Source organism: Pantoea sp. X-Soil-ISGK-275, from assembly GCF_059730795.1.
Window position 1 is genome coordinate 3,632,785 of sequence record NZ_AP035976.1, and the last position, 19,534, is coordinate 3,652,318.

The 19,534-nt window shown below is 53.7% G+C and carries 16 protein-coding genes and 1 tRNA gene; 8 read left to right on the top strand and 9 right to left on the bottom strand.

The window, feature by feature from the left end:
- Nucleotides 1–59 precede the first annotated feature (59 nt).
- Both glnE and AC6I8A_RS16810 read right to left on the bottom strand, forming a co-directional pair.
- Nucleotides 60–2,918 carry a bifunctional [glutamate--ammonia ligase]-adenylyl-L-tyrosine phosphorylase/[glutamate--ammonia-ligase] adenylyltransferase gene (gene glnE / locus AC6I8A_RS16805; RefSeq protein ID WP_497818808.1) on the bottom strand — a complete coding sequence of 953 codons (2,859 nt, stop codon included), beginning with the start codon at nt 2,916–2,918 and terminating at the stop codon, nt 60–62.
- A 25-nt stretch (nt 2,919–2,943) separates the two neighbouring features.
- The gene (locus AC6I8A_RS16810) at nt 2,944–4,254 is read right to left on the bottom strand and encodes a CYTH domain-containing protein (protein ID WP_497818809.1); all 1,311 of its coding nucleotides are present in this window, start codon (nt 4,252–4,254) and stop codon (nt 2,944–2,946) included.
- 204 nt (nt 4,255–4,458) lie between these two features.
- Between AC6I8A_RS16810 and AC6I8A_RS16815 the strand changes: the two genes are divergently transcribed.
- Together AC6I8A_RS16815 and AC6I8A_RS16820 are read left to right on the top strand one after the other, a co-directional pair.
- The gene (locus tag AC6I8A_RS16815) at nt 4,459–5,082 is read left to right on the top strand and encodes a TIGR04211 family SH3 domain-containing protein (protein WP_097095975.1); all 624 of its coding nucleotides are present in this window, start codon (nt 4,459–4,461) and stop codon (nt 5,080–5,082) included.
- A gap of 142 nt (nt 5,083–5,224) precedes the next feature.
- Nucleotides 5,225–6,457, top strand: coding sequence for a multifunctional CCA addition/repair protein (locus tag AC6I8A_RS16820; protein ID WP_479486216.1), 1,233 nt, complete (start codon nt 5,225–5,227; stop codon nt 6,455–6,457).
- Between the two features lie 18 nt (nt 6,458–6,475).
- On the opposite strand, the gene bacA is transcribed toward AC6I8A_RS16820, so the two are convergent.
- A complete protein-coding gene (gene bacA / locus AC6I8A_RS16825) occupies nt 6,476–7,294 on the bottom strand; it encodes an undecaprenyl-diphosphate phosphatase (RefSeq protein WP_008103429.1) in 819 nt (272 codons plus the stop codon).
- Between the two features lie 191 nt (nt 7,295–7,485).
- Complete coding sequence (gene folB / locus AC6I8A_RS16830) at nt 7,486–7,845, bottom strand: bifunctional dihydroneopterin aldolase/7,8-dihydroneopterin epimerase (protein ID WP_497818810.1); 360 nt, start codon at nt 7,843–7,845, stop codon at nt 7,486–7,488.
- Between the two features lie 107 nt (nt 7,846–7,952).
- Between folB and plsY the strand changes: the two genes are divergently transcribed.
- Nucleotides 7,953–8,552: a glycerol-3-phosphate 1-O-acyltransferase PlsY gene (gene plsY, locus AC6I8A_RS16835; protein ID WP_256697476.1), complete on the top strand. Its 600-nt coding sequence runs from the start codon at nt 7,953–7,955 to the stop codon at nt 8,550–8,552.
- Nucleotides 8,553–8,582: 30 nt separating this feature from the next.
- Here plsY and tsaD read toward each other — a convergent pair whose 3' ends face one another.
- Nucleotides 8,583–9,596: a tRNA (adenosine(37)-N6)-threonylcarbamoyltransferase complex transferase subunit TsaD gene (gene tsaD, locus AC6I8A_RS16840; RefSeq protein WP_256697477.1), complete on the bottom strand. Its 1,014-nt coding sequence runs from the start codon at nt 9,594–9,596 to the stop codon at nt 8,583–8,585.
- 281 nt (nt 9,597–9,877) lie between these two features.
- Between tsaD and rpsU the strand changes: the two genes are divergently transcribed.
- From rpsU to rpoD, 3 genes are all read left to right on the top strand, one after another.
- Complete coding sequence (gene rpsU / locus AC6I8A_RS16845; RefSeq protein ID WP_008103436.1) at nt 9,878–10,093, top strand: 30S ribosomal protein S21; 216 nt, start codon at nt 9,878–9,880, stop codon at nt 10,091–10,093.
- 118 nt (nt 10,094–10,211) lie between these two features.
- A complete protein-coding gene (gene dnaG / locus AC6I8A_RS16850) occupies nt 10,212–11,957 on the top strand; it encodes a DNA primase (RefSeq protein WP_008103438.1) in 1,746 nt (581 codons plus the stop codon).
- 365 nt (nt 11,958–12,322) lie between these two features.
- A complete protein-coding gene (rpoD, locus tag AC6I8A_RS16855) occupies nt 12,323–14,164 on the top strand; it encodes an RNA polymerase sigma factor RpoD (protein ID WP_008103440.1) in 1,842 nt (613 codons plus the stop codon).
- Nucleotides 14,165–14,224: 60 nt separating this feature from the next.
- Here the strand turns inward: rpoD and mug are convergent, their stop codons facing one another.
- Nucleotides 14,225–14,743 carry a G/U mismatch-specific DNA glycosylase gene (gene mug, locus AC6I8A_RS16860; protein WP_256697478.1) on the bottom strand — a complete coding sequence of 173 codons (519 nt, stop codon included), beginning with the start codon at nt 14,741–14,743 and terminating at the stop codon, nt 14,225–14,227.
- Nucleotides 14,740–15,327, bottom strand: coding sequence for a TetR/AcrR family transcriptional regulator (locus AC6I8A_RS16865; RefSeq protein ID WP_479490387.1), 588 nt, complete (start codon nt 15,325–15,327; stop codon nt 14,740–14,742). Before AC6I8A_RS16865 ends, mug begins: the two co-directional genes overlap by 4 nt.
- 133 nt (nt 15,328–15,460) lie before the next feature.
- Here AC6I8A_RS16865 and AC6I8A_RS16870 point away from each other — a divergent pair, with 133 nt between their 5' ends.
- The gene (locus tag AC6I8A_RS16870; RefSeq protein ID WP_256697480.1) at nt 15,461–16,243 is read left to right on the top strand and encodes an SDR family NAD(P)-dependent oxidoreductase; all 783 of its coding nucleotides are present in this window, start codon (nt 15,461–15,463) and stop codon (nt 16,241–16,243) included.
- Between the two features lie 190 nt (nt 16,244–16,433).
- Nucleotides 16,434–16,509 (top strand) — tRNA-Ile (locus AC6I8A_RS16875).
- Between the two features lie 101 nt (nt 16,510–16,610).
- Here the strand turns inward: AC6I8A_RS16875 and AC6I8A_RS16880 are convergent.
- The gene (locus AC6I8A_RS16880; RefSeq protein ID WP_008103447.1) at nt 16,611–17,315 is read right to left on the bottom strand and encodes an MgtC/SapB family protein; all 705 of its coding nucleotides are present in this window, start codon (nt 17,313–17,315) and stop codon (nt 16,611–16,613) included.
- A 342-nt stretch (nt 17,316–17,657) separates the two neighbouring features.
- Nucleotides 17,658–19,529 carry a TolC family protein gene (locus AC6I8A_RS16885; protein ID WP_293798276.1) on the bottom strand — a complete coding sequence of 624 codons (1,872 nt, stop codon included), beginning with the start codon at nt 19,527–19,529 and terminating at the stop codon, nt 17,658–17,660.
- Nucleotides 19,530–19,534 lie beyond the last annotated feature (5 nt).

Below are 19,534 nucleotides of genomic sequence, written 5' to 3' on the forward strand. Positions count from 1 at the left end.
TCAGAGACTCCAACACGGTCAAAATAATGCGCGGGATATTACCACATAAGCCATCAGGCTCACTGTTCCGCGCTATCAGATTCGGTGCCGCTTAACCAACGCTGCCAACTGTTGTTGACCACCGCGCGCTCAGCGACAAAGGCTTCAGTTGCCACATGGCCCGGCAATTCCTGCAGCGCCAGATGGTGCAGCGCATCACGTAACGTGACGTAAGCATGCGTTAAAGCCTGCGCCTCTTCATCCGGCATAATGCCGTGACACGCCATTAACTCGAAAATGCGGACGTTATCCGACCAACGCGTCAACGCTGGCTGATGGGCCGCGTAGCCTAAGACAAGATATTGCGCGATGAATTCAATATCGGTGATACCGCCCTCATCGGTCTTAATTTCCCAGCGACCTTTGTGTTTATTGCTGAGATGCGCACGCATTTTTTCACGCATTTCACGCACTTCTTTTTGCAACGTCTCGACTTCACGCGGTAGGCAAAGAATGCCACGCCGAATCTCATCAAAGCGTTCACATAGCGCAGGTTCGCCAAACACAATACGCGCGCGCACCAGCGCCTGATGCTCCCAGGTCCACGCCTCGCTGCGCTGGTATTCGTTAAAGGCAGCAAAAGTACTGACCAGCATGCCCGCCGCGCCAGAAGGACGCAGCCGCGCATCCACTTCATACAAAATGCCGGACGACGTGCGCGTGCTAAACAGATGCATCACACGCTGCGCGAGGCGTAAATAGAACTGACGGCCATCAATGACGCGCTCGCCATCGGTTTCCGCATCATCCGGACAATCATGCAGGAACACCAAATCAAGATCAGAGCTATAACCCAGCTCCCAACCACCGAGCTTGCCGTAACCAACAACCGCAAAACCGCGTTCGTTGTCGCTGGTGAGATGCGATGGGCGACCATAACGCTGCACCATCATCTGCCAGGCTTGCTGTACCACCGATTCGATAATCGCTTCTGCCAGCCAGGTTAAGTGATCGCTCACTTTCATCACGGGTAGCGTTTCAGCAATATCGGCAGCGGCGATGCGCAGATGCTGCGCCTGTTTAAACTGACGTAATGCTTCCAGCTGCTGCTCTTCGTCATCGGTAGGAATACGCAGCAAATATTGGCGTAGTTCGTCACGATAAGCGTCGGTCGCGGTAGGTTGATACAGCGTTGCGGGATCGAGTAGCTCATCCAGCAGCAGCGGATAGCGCGCCAGCTGGCTGGCAACCATCGGTGATGCGGCGCACAGGCGAATCAGATGACGCAGCGCGCCATGATATTCGGTAAGTAATTCCAGATAAGTGCTGCGCGTCAGCACGCCCAGCAACAGCGGTGTCAGACGGTTCAGCAGCACATCGGCATCTGCGCGCTGACAGACTTCACTGAGCAGACGCGGCATCAACTGATCAAGCGCCAGACGACCGCGCGGACCAATGGTGCGGCGGCTCACATCCTGGCGGAAGTTGTTCAACGCGTTGTAAAGCGCGTGACGCTGCGCATCGTCCAGCTGCGGCACAACCGGGATGAGATCGCTCTCTTCAAGTGCGTCCTGCCACAAACCAGCAAATTCGGCCAACTGCGGCTGATCGTCGACATCCGGCGCATCGTCGCCAATCAGCTCGTCAAAGATGGCGCGCACACCGGCCATTTGCAGCTCCAGCTGCGCCATCAGAACGCTCCAGTCTGCCGCGCCCATCGCCCAGGCTAAGCGCTGGCGGTCGAGTTCGTTCTCTGGCAGCGTTTGCGTCTGCTCATCATTAATACTTTGCAGCAGGTTTTCCAGCCGACGCAGGAACAGATAGGCTTCACGCAGATGCTCGATCTGTTTTTGACTTAACAAAGCCAGCTCGCCAATGGCTTCAAGCGTAGGGAGTAAGGAACGCAGTTGTAGTGAGCGCTCACGTCCACCGCGAATCAGCTGGAAGACCTGCACAATGAATTCTGTTTCACGAATGCCGCCAGCGCCGAGCTTAATGTTGTCTTTCAAGCCACGTCGACGCACTTCGCGCGCGATCATGCCCTTCATGTTACGCAGCGATTGAATCACGCTGAAATCGATATAGCGTCGATAAACGAAAGGACGCAGCATTTGCTGCAATTCCTGGCTCCAGTGACCGTGATCGTCGCCCATCAGGCGGGCTTTGACCATCGCATAGCGTTCCCAGTCGCGGCCCTGCTCCTGATAATAATCCTCCAGTGCCGCAAAGCTCAGCACCAGCGGACCGCTATCACCGAACGGGCGCAGACGCATATCCACGCGATAGACAAATCCATCCACCGTTGGCTGATCGAGCACTTTGATCAGGCGCTGCCCCATGCGCGTGAAGAATTGCGCATTGTCGAGCTCGCGCCGTCCACCTTGCGTAACGCCGTTTTCCGGCCAGGCAAAAATCAGATCGATATCAGATGAGAAGTTGAGTTCGCAGCCGCCGAGTTTACCCATGCCAAGAATCAGCATCGGCTGGGCTTCGCCGGCTTCATTACATGGCGTACCGAAGTCGCGGCTGCAATCCTGCCAAACCCAGTCGCGCGCGGCAGCGATGAGAATTTCCGCCAGCGTACTGAGCTGCTGCAAACTTTGTTCGGTAGTGGCGTGTTGCAGCGCCTGCATCCAGGCGATGCGCACCAGCATGTGACGACGGAACAAACGCAGTTCGCGCATCAGGGAGGTTTCGTTATCAACGGCTTGCAGCGCGTCCTTCAGCCAGCTGGCATAGTGCTGCCACTCATCTGGCGCAGGCGCTTGCTGTTGCAGATGCTGCCACCATTCGGGATGCTGCTGCAGGTTATCGAGGATAAAGTCACTAAAAGTCAGCGCGCCCGCCTGTTCTGGCGTAAACGCTGAAGGTGGCAAATTAAGTCGCTCTGCCACATTAGCCAACTGCGCCTGCATTAGCGCCGGTAACGGTAACAACATCGTCTCTCCCTGATTGGATTTTTCGTTAGCGTTTGATTCCGCTATTAAGCCAGAACGGCGCTGGTTTAATCGCCAGATTCACCAGTTGCATTAAGCCGTGATTCTGTTTGACGCGAATGGCGTGCTGTAACTCCAGCCAGCCTTCCAGCCAAACATTCACTTCTTCCGCCGGATAAGCACCTGCCAGCAGGTTCACCGCCAGCAGCTGGCGATTCAGGCGCGTCGCTTTATCCTGAAACTCATTGAACAGTTGCACGTCGACAAAGGTTTCACGAAGATCGGCTGAGATGCGGCTCAGCATAATATCGCTGAAGCGCTTGAACGATCCCTGCAGCTTGCTTTTGCTCTTGTCGTCGAGCCAGTTTTGCCACTGCGACTCAACCAGCCAGTGAGTAAGCGCTAACTGGGCTTCAACGGAGGTCAACGAGAAACACGTGGCTTCTGCATTATTCTCTTCATCGGCCAGTAACTCTTCCTGACGGGTTAACTTCTGGCGCAGATCGCTGCTGGCCTTACGAGGCACCAACGCGCCAAACAGTGAGAACGCCTGACGCAGCGTTTCCAGCGCATCAATCACCGCCGCTTTGGCCTCTTTATTACCACGCAGCCACACTTCTTCATGGTATTGCCAATGATTCAGTGCCGCCGTCATCGCGTTGATCATGCCCTGCTCAACCGATGCTTTCGCGGCGATTTTCTGCAACGGCAAGGTACGGATTGGACGCGGTAAATTACCCTGCGCCAGCTGGTAACCGCGCGCGGCTTTGCTCAGGCTGCCGAGACGCAAGCCGCCCATCGCAATTAACGCTTCAGCGAATTTCAGCATGTCATCGCGCTGCCCACTTTTGAGCTCAAGCTCAACTTCATAAAGCGGTTCGCTAAATTCACCGGCAGCGACTTCGCCGCGGTCAAACGCCACTTCAATTTCACTGTCGCCAAATTGCACCAGCCAGGCTTCGCGCTGGAAATGGGTGCTGAACAGCGGCTGCAGGCGCGATTGCAGTGCGGCGATATCGGTGTCCTGCGGCCAGATCTCAGCCGGCAGGCGCGCGATATCCAGCTGCGGCTCGGTGAGATCGACATTATATTCAGGACGCTGATGCAAGCCGCCGACGGTTTTACCGGCAGCTTTCAGTGTCATTTCATAGCGTTGGTCAACGCCACGAATGCGCAGGCCCATGTCCCAACGACGCAATTGGTTGTCGTCGGTTTCATAATAGATATTGGTCAGCTCGCGCGCGGCGAAGTGCTGATGTGGCCACGCGGCAAGCTTTTCAGCCAGTTTTTCGGCGGCTTGCGGTGTAGCAATGAACTTTAATTCAATTTCGATGGTCATAATTTTTTATTCAATACGCTGCTGGCACTTACGAGTTTAATCTGGCGAAGAGTAATGCACCGGAAGCCCGCTGTCTCCGCTTTCTTGTGCTTTTACGGCCCTTTTCGCACCGGATTGAGACCAGGATAGTTCTCATTCAGATTTTTGAGAAGCGTCTCCAGACTGTGCCGGTAATTTTACGCCATTAAGAAAAAACGACATCGAATGAAAAAAATCACACTTGCTGCCCTTTCTTTGCTGGCTTTCAGCGCCATCACGCCTGCTCATGCTGCTGACGAAAAGCGTTACATCTCCGATGAATTATCCACTTGGGTGCGCAGCGGTCCGGGCGATCAATATCGCCTGATCGGTAAGCTGAACGCCGGAGAGGAAGTGACCTTGCTGCAGACCAATAGCGATTCTCAATATGGTCAGATTCGTGATGCAGAAGGCAAAACCAACTGGATTCCACTGTCACAGCTGAGCGCCAATCCGAGCCTGCGTACCCGCGTGCCGCAGCTGGAGCAGCAGGTTAAAGACCTGACGGCCAAGCTGGCTAATATCGATAACAGCTGGAATCAGCGCACGTCCGAGATGCAGAACAAAGTCGCCAATAGCGACGGCACCATTGATGGCCTGAAAGCCGAGAATCAGAAGCTGAAAAATGAGCTGATTGTCGCGCAGAAGAAAGTGAGTGCCGCCAACGTGCAGCTGGATGACAAGCAGCGCACTATCATCATGCAGTGGTTTATGTATGGTGGCGGCGTGTTGGGCGTTGGTCTGCTGTTGGGTCTGTTGCTGCCGCACATGGTGCCGCGTCGCAAGAAAAACGATCGCTGGATGAACTAACGCGCCACGCAGATTTGTTCTTTTATTTAAGGGGATCGTAAGATGCCCTTTTTGGCGTGCCCGATATTTAGCCAAAGTATGCAACAATAAAGTAACAAGCGTGCTCAGCACGCAATTTCTGATTTGCCTCTGGAGTGGTTGAGTGAAGACGTTTCTGGTCGGTGGCGCAGTGCGCGATGCCTTACTGCGTTTGCCGGTAAAAGATAGAGATTGGGTGGTGGTTGGCGCGACGCCAGATTCGATGCTGGCGGAAGGTTATCAGCAGGTTGGCCGGGATTTTCCGGTTTTTTTGCATCCGCGCAGCCGTGAAGAGTACGCGCTGGCGCGTACGGAACGCAAAAGCGGCAACGGTTACACCGGTTTTGTGACGCAGTTCGCGCCGGATGTCACGCTCGAGCAAGATCTGCAGCGCCGCGATCTCACCATCAATGCTATCGCCCAAAGTGATAGCGGCGAGCTGATTGATCCTTATGGCGGTCAGCGCGATTTGGCGCAACGCCAGCTGCGCCATGTTTCCGCCGCCTTTAACGAAGATCCGCTGCGTGTACTGCGCGTGGCGCGTTTCGCCGCCCGCTTTGCCCATCTGAATTTCCGTATTGCCGATGAAACCCAGGCGCTGATGCGCGAAATGGCGGTCAGCGGCGAACTGGCGCATCTCACTGCAGAACGCGTGTGGAAAGAGACGGAAAAAGCGTTGCTGACGCGCAATCCACAGGTCTATTTTCAGGTGCTACGTGACTGCGGCGCGCTGCAGGTGCTGTTTCCGGAAATCGATAACCTGTATGGCATTCCGGCACCGATCAAATGGCATCCTGAAATTGATACCGGCATCCATGCGCTGATGACGTTGGCGATGTCCGTCGCGCTCTCGGATCAACTTGATGTGCGTTTCGCTACGCTGTTTCACGATGTCGGTAAGGCGCTGACGCCACCGGAAAAATGGCCGAGCCATCATGGTCATGGCCTCGCGGGCGTGCCGATTGTTGAAGCGCTTTGCCAGCGCCTGCGCGTGCCGAATCAGGTGCGTGATTTGGCGTTAGTGGTGACCGAATTCCATGACGTGGTGCACACCATTGAGCGCCAGTCAGCGGACGCATTAATCGCGCTTTTTGATCGTATCGATGCCTGGCGTAAGCCTGATCGCGTGGAGAAAATGGCGCTGACCAGCGAAGCGGATGCGCGCGGGCGTGCGGGCCTGGAAAGCATGGCTTATCCGCAAGGCGACTATTTGCGTCTGGCGTTTACGCTGGCGCAAGCGGTGCCCACCAAAGATGTGGTGGCAGCAGGTTTTAAAGGGGCGGAAGTGCGGGAAGAGTTAACCCGTCGACGTGTTGCAGTACTGCAGGCGGAATTGATTAACGCGCGGCCAGCGTAACCGGCCGCGCGGGCTGACTTACATAAAGATGGCGTAAACCACGGCCGCCACAATAAAGCGGTAGATAGCGAAAGAGACAAACGAAATACGCTTGATCAGCTCAAGGAACACTTTGATTGCCAGCAGCGCCACGACGAAGGCGGTGACAAAACCGACGGCAAACATCGGGAAATCCTGCATTGTCAGGAAGCCGAGGCTCTTGTAGAGATCCAGTCCGGTTGCACCAATCATCATCGGCACCGCCAGAATGAACGAGAACTCCGACGCCGCATAACGGCTCACGCCCATCAGCATACCGCCAGAAATCGTCGCACCTGAGCGCGAGAAGCCCGGCCACAGCGCCAGACACTGGAAGCAACCAATCATAAACGCTTGCAGGTAAGTGATATCGTCAACGCCAACTGCTTTAGGTTGCTTTGGCTTAAAGTATTCCGCCACCAGTAGCAGCACACCGCCGACCACCAGCGCATACATCACGTTGATCGGGTTAAACAGCGTTTTGATTTGGTCGTGCAGCAGCAAACCAATCACCACCGCCGGCACCATGCCCAACAGAATATGAATCAACGTCAGTCGACCTGTACCAACACCTTCATGTTTGACCTCACCAAAGTGAATGCCGATCAAACCAAACAGGCGGCGCCAGAACATCACGACCACAGCGAGGATGGAACCGAGTTGAATCACAACTTCGAAGGTTTCAGCGGTCTGGCCTTCAAAACCCAACAGATGACCAACAATTATCATGTGGCCCGTGGAAGAGACCGGCAGGAATTCCGTGAGGCCTTCTACAACCCCCAGGATTGCAGCTACCCAAAGCTGGTGAATGTCTGCCATCAAAATATTTCCTCTATCCGTTTTAAACAGTAAAAAGGCGGTCGCAAAGGGCTACCGCCTGAAATTATGCCTACGTCACGCTGAAGGAAACCTTAAGAAATTCGGTAACTTCCTGCTCGTTAGCGCAACGGCCTCAAGTGAGACACACCATAATTTGGTTTGGTTTCATTGTGATGGCAATCACGGAAGTTTTATTTCGGAATAGTCCCGCGCTCAATACGCACGCCAACGCTGGCCGCCTGGGCTACAGCGCCCGGTTTGCCTACCTTTATACGTACTCCGGGGGTTTTGAAACGACTCATCAACAGATCGGCGATTTCTTCTGCCACCCTTTCCACCAGTGCAAAACGCTGACCTTGCAGATGATTGAGGATCACTTCGGTGACATCGGCGTAGCTCAGGCAATCGTTCACATCGTCGCTGGCCGCGGCCTGACGGTTGTCCCACGCCATTTCGACATCGAGCACCAGCTTCTGCTGCATGCCCTGTTCCCAGTCGTAAACGCCAATAGTCGTGAACACGGTAAGCTGCTCGATAAATACGATATCCATGATGTCAGTCTCTGTTTTTGGCTAAGCCGGATACCACTTCCGGCGGATTATGCGTATTATCCACGCTTATCGAGAACAAAACGACCCAAAAGGAACGGTACGACGCTATGAGTGCTATCGCGCTTGGTATGATTATTTTCGCGTATCTTTGCGGCTCGATTTCCAGTGCGATACTGGTCTGTAAACTGGCTGGTTTACCCGATCCGCGCTCGCAAGGCTCAGGCAATCCTGGCGCGACCAACGTTTTGCGCATTGGTGGCAAAGCCGCCGCTGCGGCGGTGCTGATTTTCGATGTGGCAAAAGGCATGCTGCCAGTGTGGATCGCTTATCTGCTGCACGTTGCCCCGCTCTATCTTGGCCTCACGGCGATTGCCGCCTGCATGGGCCACATCTATCCGGTGTTCTTTCGTTTTCGCGGCGGTAAAGGCGTGGCGACCGCCTTTGGTGCGATTGCGCCGATTGGTTGGGATTTGACTGGATTGATGACCGGCACCTGGCTGCTGACGGTGCTACTGAGCGGCTATTCATCACTCGGCGCGATTGTCAGCGCGCTGATTGCACCGTTTTACGTGTGGTGGTTCAAACCGCAATTCACTTTCCCCGTTTCGATGCTTTCGTGCCTGATTCTGTTAAGACACCACGACAACATCCAGCGCCTGTGGCGCGGCCAGGAAAATAAGATCTGGAAGCGGAAGAAGAAGAAATAAAAAAACCGGCGCGAGGCCGGTTTTTTCGTTTTAGATGGCGGGTAATTCTGCCAGCGGCCAACGTGGTCGCACACTCACGCCGAGTCCACCACGGGTGCCGCCTTTGAGACGCACCATGCCAGCGTAAGCAATCATCGCGCCGTTATCAGTGCAAAACTCAGGGCGTGCATAAAACACTTCGCCGCCACGCTTTTGCATCATCTCAGCCATGCGCTCACGCAGCGTGCGGTTCGCGCTGACGCCACCCGCAATCACCAAACGTTTAAAGCCGGTTTGCTCAAGCGCACGTTTGCACTTAATCATTAAGGTATCAACCACCGCGTCTTCAAACGCACGGGCAATATCCGCGCGGGCTTGCTCTTCGCCCTGATGCTCGCGAATGGTGTTCGCTGCAAAGGTTTTCAGGCCGGAGAAGCTAAAATCCAGCCCCGGACGATCGGTCATTGGCCGTGGGAAGCGGAAACGGTTTGGCGTGCCCTGCTGCGCCATACGCGACAGCATCGGTCCGCCCGGATAATCCAGCCCCAGCAGCTTGGCAGTTTTATCAAACGCTTCGCCTGCTGCATCGTCAATCGATTCGCCCAGTAAGGTGTATTCACCAATTCCGGTCACGCTGATCAATTGTGTATGGCCGCCGGAAACCAGCAGCGCAACAAACGGGAATTCCGGCGGATTCTCTTCCAGCATCGGCGCCAGAAGATGGCCTTCCATATGATGCACAGGCACCGCCGGCACATTCCAGGCGAACGCCAGCGCACGACCAATGGTGGCGCCAACCAGCAGCGCGCCGACCAATCCAGGCCCGGCGGTATAGGCAACGCCATCAATCTGTTGTGGCTCAAGGCCTGCTTCTTTCAATGCCGCCTGAATCAGCGGCACGGTTTTACGGACGTGGTCACGCGATGCCAGTTCCGGCACCACTCCGCCGTAATCGGCATGCAGTTTCACCTGGCTATATAGTTGATTTGCCAGCAGACCGGACGCATCGTCATAAATCGCGATGCCGGTTTCATCGCAGGACGTTTCAATACCCAGAACTCGCATAGCTTTTATCACCCTCTTCGTGCGGCGCGCAGTGTAACACAGGCAATTCTCACGCCAGAGACTTTGCCCCTGAAAAAGTGTTTTTCTGTCGCACAAAGAGTGCGCTATACTCCACGGCCTGAAAAAACCGGCAGCCGCGATGGCATATGCCCCTGTTGGTTCTAAATTATACATGGTGCTTTACAAGTCGGCCGCGGCTGGAGTAAAATGCTGCACCATTTTGAAATGTGCTGGCGCCGCAGTCAGCAGCAAAAACCGAATTTTATCGAGGTAAGAGTTACATGCCGGTAATTAAAGTACGTGAAAACGAGCCGTTCGACGTAGCACTGCGTCGCTTCAAGCGTTCATGCGAGAAAGCAGGTGTTTTGGCAGAAGTTCGTAGCCGTGAGTTCTACGAGAAGCCTACCACTGAGCGTAAGCGCGCTAAAGCATCTGCAGTTAAGCGTCATGCCAAGAAACTGGCTCGCGAAAACGCACGCCGCACTCGTCTGTACTAATTTCTTGCGGAAGCTTGCTTCCGCCGCGTGATAAACGCAGACAGAGTCAAGTAAAAGGCCGTGCTTTCCGAAAGGAAGCGCGGCTTGTTGTCGTTTATGAGCTGAAAAATCGGGGCTTATGGCTGGACGAATTCCACGCATATTTATCAACGACTTACTTGCCCGCACGGACATCGTGGATATTATCGATGCCCGCGTTAAGCTGAAAAAGCAGGGTAAGAACTATCACGCGTGCTGTCCTTTCCATAACGAGAAAACCCCCTCTTTCACCGTAAGCGGTGAGAAGCAGTTTTATTACTGCTTCGGCTGTGGCGCCAAAGGCAACGCCATCGACTTCCTGATGAATCACGATCGTCTGGAATTTGTTGAGAGCGTTGAGGAGCTGGCCACGCTTCATGGCTTAGAAGTGCCGTATGAAGCGGGCAATGGTCCTAGCCAGATGGAGCGCCATCAACGTCAAAGTCTTTATCAGTTGCTGGATGGCCTGAACGGCTTCTATCAACAGAGCCTGCGTAATCCACAAGCGCAATCTGCACAGAATTATCTCGCCACGCGTGGTCTTAGTCAGGAAGTGATCGATCACTTCGCTATCGGCTATGCGCCTGCCGGTTGGGATAATGCTCTGAAGCGCTTTGGCCAGCAGAAAGACGATCGCGAATCACTGATGGAAGCGGGCATGCTAGTCAGCAATGACTCAGGCCGCACCTACGATCGCTTCCGCGATCGCGTGATGTTCCCTATTCGCGATAAGCGTGGCCGCGTGATTGGTTTTGGTGGCCGCGTGCTGGGCAACGATACGCCGAAGTATCTGAACTCGCCTGAAACACCGATTTTCCATAAAGGCCGCCAGTTATACGGACTTTATGAAGCGCAGAAAAATCATCCGCAACCCACGCGTTTGCTGGTTGTCGAAGGTTATATGGACGTGGTGGCGCTGGCGCAATTTGGCATCGATTATGCCGTTGCATCGCTGGGCACCTCGACCACTGCTGAACACGTTCAGCTGCTTTACCGCTCAACGGATACCGTGATTTGCTGTTACGACGGCGACCGCGCCGGACGTGAAGCGGCATGGCGTACGCTCGAAACCGCATTGCCTTACATGAATGATGGCCGTCAGCTACGCTTTATGTTTTTGCCCGATGGCGAGGATCCGGACACGCTGGTACGCAAAGAGGGCAAAGAAGCCTTTGAAGCGCGAATGGAGCAGGCTACACCGCTCTCCACGTTTCTTTTCGACAGCCTGATGCCGCAAGTGGATTTGAGTACACGCGATGGCAAAACCAAGCTGGCGACACTGGCGTTACCGCTGATCAGTCAGATTCCCGGTGAAACGCTGCGCATTTATATGCGTCAAACGTTGGGTAATAAACTCGGGATTCTTGACGATAACCAGTTAGACAAGCTGATGCCGAAGCTGGCGGAAAGCGGAGTGCTGCCAACTGCCCCGCCGTTGAAGCGCACCACCATGCGCGTATTGATCGCGTTATTAGTGCAGAATCCGCAATTTGCCTCCATCGTGCCTACACTGGATGGACTGGAGCAGTCAAAAATGGCGGGTTTACCGCTATTTGTGGAGTTAGTCAGTCGTTGTACAGAGAATCCTGGCCTGACCACCGGACAGCTACTAGAGTTATATCGCGGAACAAATTTTAGCCAGCCCCTTGAAACATTGGCCACCTGGAACCACATGATAGTGGATGAAGAGGCGGAAGAAGTGTTCCAGGATTCACTGGCAAGTATTTACGATTCCGCGCTCGAACAGCGCCTTGAAGCGCTTATCGCTCGCGAGCGAACGGAAGGCTTAAGTGCCATTGAACGCCGTGAATTCTGGGCTCTAAGCCAGGCATTAGCAAAAAAATAAGATTTTTACTTGGTTAGAACAGTTAGCGCTCTTTAAGCTCCTTTTCTGACTCATTCTACGGACAAGGCTTGTATATAAGCGAAACCGGAAAAAGGACCGTAGGCGTCGAAGTCAGTTTCTTTACCGCCAGCGCGCAGCAACCGGAGCGTACTGAAGTACGTGAGGATTGCGAGCACTGCCGGGGACGAAAATGACGAGTGAGCCAGGTCCGAACAGAATTCAAGCGGCTTAAGTGCCGATTATAGAAGGGCAAAGGCCCCGGCCGCGATGTAGGCAGCGGCAAAAACACAACGCCTTCACTGTTATTGTTGGCTTTCGCCGCCGACCGACACCAATCTAATTAACAGAAGTGTGGATACCGTCTTATGGAGCAAAACCCGCAGTCACAGCTTAAGCTACTTGTCACCCGTGGTAAGGAGCAAGGCTATTTGACCTATGCTGAGGTCAATGACCATCTGCCGGAAGATATCGTCGACTCCGATCAGATCGAAGACATCATCCAGATGATTAACGACATGGGTATTCAGGTTGTTGAAGAAGCGCCTGATGCTGATGATCTGATACTGAATGAAAACAGCTCCGATACTGACGAAGATGCCGCAGAAGCCGCCGCTCAGGTTTTATCCAGTGTTGAATCTGAAATTGGCCGTACCACCGACCCGGTGCGCATGTACATGCGCGAAATGGGTACCGTTGAACTGCTGACGCGCGAAGGCGAAATTGACATCGCTAAGCGCATCGAAGACGGTATCAACCAGGTCCAATGCTCTGTAGCCGAATATCCGGAAGCGATCACCTATCTGCTCGATCAGTACGATCGCGTAGAAGCGGGCGATGCTCGCCTGTCTGACTTGATCATCGGTTTCATCGATCCGAACGCAGAAGAAGATATCGCGCCGACCGCCACCAACGTCGGTTCTGAGTTATCGCAGGAAGACCGTGATGACGACGAAGAAGAAGATGAGGACGATGACGACAGCTCTGATGACGATAACTCTATCGATCCAGAACTGGCTCGCGAGAAGTTTGGCGACCTGCGCACGCAGTACGAAACCACGCGTACCGTCATCAAAGCCAAAGGCCGCAGCCATGCTGACGCCGTAGCCGAAATCCAAAACCTCTCTGAAGTGTTCAAGCAGTTCCGCCTGGTACCGAAGCAGTTCGATTACCTGGTAAACAATATGCGTGAAATGATGGAGCGCGTGCGTACGCAAGAGCGCCTGATCATGAAGCTGTGTATTGAACTGTGCAAAATGCCGAAGAAAAACTTCATCACGCTATTTACCGGCAACGAAACCAACCCAAGCTGGTTCAAAGCCGCGCTGGCCATGAACAAGCCGTGGTCTGAGAAGTTACTGGAAGTTGAAGACGATGTGAATCGTTCGCTGTACAAACTGCAGCAGATCGAAGAAGAAACCGGCTTGACCATCGAGCAGGTGAAGGACATCAACCGCCGCATGTCTATCGGCGAAGCGAAAGCGCGTCGTGCGAAGAAAGAGATGGTTGAAGCAAACTTACGTCTGGTTATCTCTATCGCGAAGAAATACACCAACCGTGGTCTGCAGTTCCTCGATCTGATTCAGGAAGGCAACATCGGCCTGATGAAAGCCGTTGATAAGTTTGAATACCGTCGTGGTTATAAGTTCTCAACTTACGCCACATGGTGGATCCGTCAGGCTATCACCCGCTCTATCGCTGACCAGGCGCGCACCATCCGTATTCCGGTGCATATGATTGAGACCATCAACAAACTCAACCGTATTTCGCGTCAGATGCTGCAGGAAATGGGTCGCGAACCGACGCCGGAAGAGCTGGCTGAACGTATGCTGATGCCTGAAGATAAGATCCGCAAGGTGCTGAAAATCGCTAAAGAGCCAATCTCTATGGAGACGCCGATTGGTGATGATGAAGATTCGCATCTGGGCGATTTTATCGAAGACACCACGCTGGAGCTGCCGCTGGATTCCGCAACTTCGGAAAGCTTGCGCTCAGCGACTCACGACGTGCTGGCTGGCCTAACCGCGCGTGAAGCGAAAGTTCTGCGTATGCGTTTCGGTATCGATATGAACACCGACCACACGCTGGAAGAGGTTGGCAAACAGTTTGATGTAACGCGTGAGCGTATTCGTCAGATCGAAGCCAAGGCGCTGCGTAAACTGCGTCACCCAAGCCGCTCAGAAGTACTGCGTAGCTTCCTCGACGATTAATTGTTGTCGAGACGAAAAAACCCCGGCTTGCCGGGGTTTTTTATTGCCTGAAGCGTCGCTCTATCGCGCGTTACTTTGCAGCCAATCATGCAGTTGGCGATAGGATGCGGCCATCTCTTCTAGCGTCGCACGATTTAACCCACTCGGATTAGGCAGCACCCACAAACGCGTTTCACCCAGTGTTAGCGGCTGCTCGCCCCACTCAACTTTGCGCTGACGAAATGCTTTCTGGAAGGCATCTTTGCCCAACACCGCCAATGCACGCGGTTGATAGTGCAAAATCTTTTGCTGCAAGCGTGAGCCACCGTCGCGTAATTCATCGCCATCCAACTCGTTAGCCTGCACCGTCGGACGCTCCACCAGCATGGTAATACCACATCCAGTTTCCAGCAGCCGCTGCTCCTGCTCGGGCTTGAGTAACTCGCGCGTAAAGCCGGCCTGATATATCACTTTCCAAAAGCGATTGCCGGGATGCGCGAAGTGAAATCCAGTGTGCGCCGACGACTTGCCCGGATTGATGCCACAAAACAGCACCTGTAAATCAGGCGCAATGATGTCGCGGATATCGTGCTCGCTCATACAATCTCCAGTCCGGCGCGTTGTTTTACCGATCGACGACTGCTCGCCAGCATAGTGCGCGCTTCCTCGTCGTCCGGACAAGCGCGTGCTATTGCCACCGCACCAACCATCTCAGCCAACATGGTGGTCGCCGCGTCATCCGCATGCGGATGATTAAGCTCATGTAGCGTCAATGCCAAACGCTGCCGCATCGCTTCACGCTGCTGTGAAAACAACGTACGCGCCTCGACGGGTAAATGCGCCATCTCACTCACCAGCGCAGGCATCGGACAGCCTTCACCCGGCGTGTTGCAATGCTGCTCGGATAAATAGCTATCAATCAGCTGATTAAGTCGTTCAGCGGGATCGTTAATTGAGGTGATATCCGCAAAGCGGCGCGCCGAATCAGCAAACATCTCAGCGATCACCGCTTGCACCAGATCTTCGCGGGAGGCGAAGTGGGCATAAAAGCCGCCGTGCGTTAAACCGACGCGCTTCATCAGCGCCGCTACGCCGATGCTTTCAGTGCCGTTCTCGCGCATCACCACCGAGGCCTCATCCAGAATGCGCTGTCGTGTACGCGCTTTATGGCTCAGCTTTTCCATCTTCATTGACTCCGACATCGTTGATGGCAATCAGTGTAATTATTACAACCATCATATTCTAGCTTGACGACAAATATTATGATCGTCATATTAAATCTCGTAAATATGACAACCATCATCTTAAGGAACACACATGTCACAACAACTGGCTTTAATCACCGGCGCATCAAGCGGAATTGGCGCGACCTATGCAAAACAGCTGGCAGCACGTGGCACAAACCTGATTCTGGTGGCACGCGATGAAGCCAGGCTCAATCTGTTGGCGCAATCGCTGCGTGAAGCACATAGCGTTGAAGTCAGCGTGCTGGCTGCCGACCTCACCAACCACGATGATTTGCTAAGAGTTGATCGCGAAATCCAGCAAAACAAAGCGATTACGCTGCTGGTAAACAATGCAGGTATGACAGTTGAAGGCGAATTCATTGACGGTGATATCGCGAAAATACAAACGATGCTGACGTTAAATATCCTTGCGCTGACTCAGCTGGCCCACAGTGCTGCACAGGCATTTCTTGCACGTCGCAATGGCACGATTGTGAATATTGCTTCGGTGCTAGCGCTGGTGAGCGAATCGGCCAATGGTGCCTACAACGCCAGTAAAGCGTATGTACTTTCCCTGACCCGTAATCTGCATCGTGAATTAGCCGAAAGCGGTGTGCGTATGCAGGCTGTGTTGCCAGGCTTAACGCGCACTGAAATCTTTGAGCGCGCAGGAAAATCCATTAATGATCTTCCCGCTGAGATGCTAATGGAAGTAGACGATTTAGTCTCGTCAGCGCTGCGTGGACTCGATGCCGGCGAGCTGGTGACAATCCCATCCGTGGAAGATGTGCAGCTTTGGCAGAACTACGAAGAGGCACGCATCGCCATATTACCCTTCATCTCGCTCAACAAGCCTGCAACGCGCTATTTGTAGTATCGACAAACTTTCGAATGAGCCTGGTCTCAAAAAAACGCTGGTGATTGGGCGCTTAATAAACGATAGTGCGTGGGATAGTAGAATTTTCTTTTTGAGATCAAGGAGTCAGCTATTGCTGTAATTTTCACCATCCGAATGGTGAACTCTGGATCACCCTAACAAGATACTCTATAATCCCCGCTCCGCTGGCCCCTTAGCTCAGTGGTTAGAGCAGGCGACTCATAATCGCTTGGTCGCTGGTTCAAACCCAGCAGGGGCCACCAATTTAGCGAATAAATTCATATTATTAAGCCACCTATCTCAAGGTGGCTTTTTTCTTCTTCATTCAAAGTGGCGATTAAATAGCGTCACGTTTGCCAAAAGACTAATCCCGTTCCAACTCACTCACCTGCCATCTTACCGAACTGACGCCTTTCTCCAGACTAATGCGGCTCACCAGGCTTTCAAGCTGGTCGGTTAACGTCGGATTGCCAATCACCTCGGCATTTACTTCCATGCGATGCGGCGGATCCATATCTTCACTGTGCAATGATTGTAGCCGTAGGCCGCTGCCGCCGAGCGTGTGCAGCATCAGGCTGCGGACCTGAACTTCATCCTGCGCGAGGCAGATGATTTGTACTTTATAGTGTTGAATCGCTTCGGCGGCTGAGACGATGGTTTGACGGTTGATCCCCAAAGCCAATTCACGCAGCAGAATATTCGCGCACAGTATCACCATGCAGCCGATCGTCGCCTCCAACAGCAATCCCATGCTGCACAGCACGCCAATAGCGGCGGTGCACCACAAGGTGGCGGCGGTATTCAATCCGCGGATGTTTAAGCCATCACGCATGATCACGCCTCCGCCGAGGAAACCGATACCGGATACCACATAGGCTGCAACACGCGACGCATCGGTGGCGATGCCTGGCACGCTTTGTGTCATCAGAACGAAGAGACATGCGCCGGTGCTGACCAGCGCATTGGTGCGCAATCCGGTCATGCGTTGACGTAACTGGCGCTCACTGCCAATCAGTGCGCCCAAAACCAGCGCGACGGTGACGCGCAGTAAAAAGATTTTCCAATCCATGATAGACCTCACTCCACAACTCTTTATTTGCGGAATAACAGGTTAAAAATGGATTACAGACAGTGCGAATACCGCTGGGAATCAGCTGCATTATGCTTATGAAAAGGGGTGATTCTGGAAGGGAATCCACCGTCTTAACGCGCAGTTAAGACAGCGTGAAAGCTATCTTACCGCGAGGTCCTGCTGTAATCGTGTGGGACAAGTGTCCAATGCCGTTCTCCTCTTGGGTAAAAATTCGCCGCGATTCTAAAGTGGTTTGCGCCGCGTTGCCAACTCAAAAAGCCCGTTCGTTTACGTTGGGTTAAGGACAAGAAACCCGCCGAAGCGGGTTTATGTGCCAGTTTATCGTCCGGTCGTCAACCAACGACTCAACGTGCCCGAGTTAGCATATCCGCTGATAATGGCGGCATAGCTATCAAAACGGTTGCTGACTTCACTGACCTGGTTGTTGTACAGATCGCTTTCTGCGCTCAGTACGTCCAGCAATGAACGGCGGCCTAAGTGATACCACTGATCAAAGAAGTCCTTACGAATACGGTCGGATTCCACAATCAGGTTTTTATACAGCACGGCGCGTTCCGCTGTTGAGTGTGCATTCTGGCTGGCTGCGCGCACACGGTTTTCCAGATCGCGGCGCTGTTCTTGCACCTGCTGACGGCTCGCTTCGGCGCGTTTAATCGCCGCAATTTCCTGTGCATTGGTTGAACCGCCGCGGAATAAGCCCCAGCTCACGTTGAGGCCGGTTTGCCATGCCTGCTGGCGCCCAAGCTGATCTTCACGGGTGTTTTTGCTAACTGTCCAGTTGAGCTTTGGTAGACCAGAAGCTTTGATCGCCTCCGCCTCTTTGAAGGCCGCTCGCTCTTCGGCGCTGGCGCGCAAGATCAGCGGATGGACATCCAGACTCGTCAGCTGGCGATTTAAATCGCCAAAGGAAAGCGCCCACTTATCACTGGCTGGTAAAGTCACGCGGCTGTTGCCCATCAGGCGATTCAGGGTGATTTCTACATCACGTGCGCGTGATTCGGCATTTTCCAGATAGCTTTGCGCTTGCAGCAAGCGCCCTTTCGCCTGCGTCAGTTCACTGCGACGTCCAGTATCTGATTGAACAATGCCGCTGAGCATTTTGGTCAGCTCTGCCATACGCCCCAGATATTGTTTGCTGATGGCAATGACGTGCTGCTGTTTATTCCACTCAATCAATGCATTACTTACCTGCATCGCCAGATCTTCACGCTGTGCCTGCACCGCCTGCAAGGCTGACTTAACGCGCTCTTCGCGGCTTTCAATAGTGCGACTGGTTTGGCCAAAGTCGATAAGGTTGGTCGCTACTGAAACACCTAATGATGGCGTATTCCCCTGGTATTCATAATTCTTCGTGCCACTGCCAAACTCTTTGGTGGCGGATGCGGCGCTGACATCAACCTGCGGCCAGCGCTGGCCTTTTGCTTCATCTACGCTGGCTTCAGCCGCATCGCCCTGAGCGATATAGGACTTCAGTGACGGACTGATACGCCAGGTAATGCGTGCAGCCGAAAGAAACTTTTGCCGAATTTCACTTTCGGCAACCGTTTCATTAGCCCCGCCCCTTAGCGTAACCGGAGAAGTCGTGACTGCAGCATCGGCTGAAGGCGTGCTTACAAAATTGATATTTGCCTGTGGGCTTTCCACTGGAGCATGAGTCGCTGTTTGCGCAGATTGTGGCTGACTCACTTTCCGCGCCGGTTGCAGCGGATTGAACGGCTGTGGCTCAGGACGACGCTGTTCCTCCGTCAGGAAACCGCCGCCCTGAATTTCAGCCGGCTGGCTCGGTTTGGCATTGATCGGTGCTGCACGCTCTATGACCTTAAACTGTTGCGGAGCTTCCGCTATCGCATGCGGTGCAATCGGCGCAACTGACGGCTGAACCGGCTGAGTAATAATAGTCGCAGGTTTCTGCCTTTCAGCGAAGAGCGGCTGCTGCGCTGGCACAGCGATCTCTGGTCGCGCAATGTTTACCGCAGGTGCCGGTGCCACATGAACCGGCAAGGGCTGAGTTCGCACCGCCGCTGGAGCCGGTACCGCTGGACGCTGGCCGCTCATCTCTGCAAACATCATTAACTCACTGGTAGAATCAGCCATTACGTTGACCGCCGGTGCCATCACCACCGCAATACAAACGGCAAGCAGAGAGAGATGACGCGCCTGTACGTAGCGCATCTTGTTATTATTTTTCATGATTA